Consider the following 1,915-nt stretch of genomic DNA (forward strand, 5'->3'; position numbering starts at 1 on the left):
GGCGGGCTGGACGTGACCGATGCCGATCTCGTCGTCGGCACCTCCGCCGGAGCGACCGCGGCCGCGCAGATCGGCGGCGCGAGTCCGGCCGAGCTGCTCGCCGCGATCCTCGATGCGCCACCGCTGCGCCGGACAGCTCCGGGCCCATCCGTTGGCCGGAAGGGCCCGTGGATGGACCACCTGGAGAGGACCAACGCGATCATCGCCGCGTCCGACGATCTGGCCGACATGCGCCGCCGGAGCGGCGCGGACGCGCTCGACCTGGCCGCGGAGGCGGGTGCCGAAGGACGGGCGCGGTGGCACGACACCGTGCGCGCCAGGCTTCCCAGTCAGCACTGGCCGGAGCGAAGAACGGTCCTCACCGCGGTCGACGCCGACACCGGTGAACCGGTCGAGCTCGACCGTGAGAGCGGCGGCGACCTGGTCGACGCGGTCGCGGCCAGCTGCGCCGGTGGCCCGGCGTACAGGATCGGCGATCGCCACTACATCGACGGCGGCTACCGGCGCTCCAGCGAGAACGCCGACCTGGCGTCCGGGTACGAACGCGTCCTCGTGCTCTCGCCCCTCGGCGGCCGAACCCGGCACCCACCGGAGTGGAGCAGCGATCTCGCCGCGCAGAGCGACGAGCTCCGCGCGGGCGGCAGCCGGGTCGAGACGATCCTCCCGGACACCGACTCGCTCACCGCGTTCGGTGACAACATGATGAGCCCCGGGACGCGGCCACCTGCCGCGCGAGCCGGCCACGCCCAGGGCCGGCGCCTCGCCGGACAGCTCCTCGACTTCTGGAGCTGACACCCAGGCAGGTCGCAACGGGCCGGACAAACCCGTTGCGACCACGCCCGGACGTACCGGAGACTGGTCACACCATCACCCACAGAAGGAACTCATCGTGCTGATCCGCGAGCCGCTCACCGCCCTCCCGCGCTGACGTCGCCGATCGCCTCTCGGCTCCGATGCCAGCGCCCCGCTGAGACATCCAGGAGCTCCATGAGTACGCAGAACCCCGCCGTCGTCATCGACGCCCTCACCCTTCTCTGGCCCGACGGCGCGACCGCACTGCGCGGCCTCGACGCGGCCTTCAACGCCGGGCACACCGGCCTGGTCGGCACCAACGGAGCCGGCAAGTCGACCCTGCTCAGGGTCGTCGCGGGCGAGCTCGAGCCCACCTCGGGCTCGGTCTCGACCCGAGGGCAGGTCCGCTATCTGCCTCAGCAGATCACGCTGCGGACCGATGCCACCGTGGCCGACCTGCTCGGCGTACGTGATCGTCTGGACGCGCTGCGGGCGATCGAGTCCGGCGACGCCGATCCGCGCCACTTCGAGGTGCTCGCCGACGACTGGGGCGTCGAGGAGCGGGCGCGGGCGGCGCTCGGGTCCAGCGGGCTGCCCGACCTCGATCTCGACCGCCGGGTCGCGACGCTGTCCGGCGGCGAGACCGTCGCGACGGCCCTGACCGGGGTCAGCCTCTCCGGCGCGGAGATCGCGCTGCTCGACGAGCCGACCAACAACCTCGACCACGAAACACGGCACCGGCTCTACGACCTGATCACCGGTTGGCGGGGCACGCTGGTGGTGGCCAGCCACGACCTGGAGCTGCTCGACCTGATGGACGAGACCGCCGAGCTCCGCGACGGCTCGTTGAGCGTGTACGGCGGCCCCTACTCGGCATTCCGTGAGCACGCCGAGCGCGAGCAGGCGGCGGCGGAGCAGGCACTGGCGACGGCCGAGCAGAAGCTGCGTACGGAGAAGCGACAGCGGGTCGAAGCGCAGACCAAGCTCGCCCGGCGACAGCGCTATGCCCGCACCGACTACGAGAACAAGCGTCGCCCGAAGGTCATCATGAAGGCGCGTGCCGGGGAGGCCGAGGTATCGGCCGGCAAGCTCCGGGGCGAGCTCGACCACAAGGTCGACCGCG

The 1,915-nt window shown here is 72.2% G+C and carries 2 protein-coding genes; both read left to right on the plus strand.

Translation table 11 applies throughout. The features are described from left to right. Positions 1-792 (plus strand): hypothetical protein (locus tag ACRDPS_RS15020; RefSeq protein WP_431502453.1); only part of this gene is annotated, 792 nt, incomplete at its 5' end. A 195-nt stretch (positions 793-987) separates the two neighbouring features. Beyond that, positions 988-1,915: ATP-binding cassette domain-containing protein (locus ACRDPS_RS15025; protein ID WP_431502454.1), on the plus strand; the 928-nt coding region annotated here is incomplete at its 3' end.

Origin of the sequence: Nocardioides sp. (assembly GCF_050699375.1) — a bacterium.
In the GTDB taxonomy this organism is placed as follows: Bacteria; Actinomycetota; Actinomycetes; order Propionibacteriales; family Nocardioidaceae; genus Nocardioides.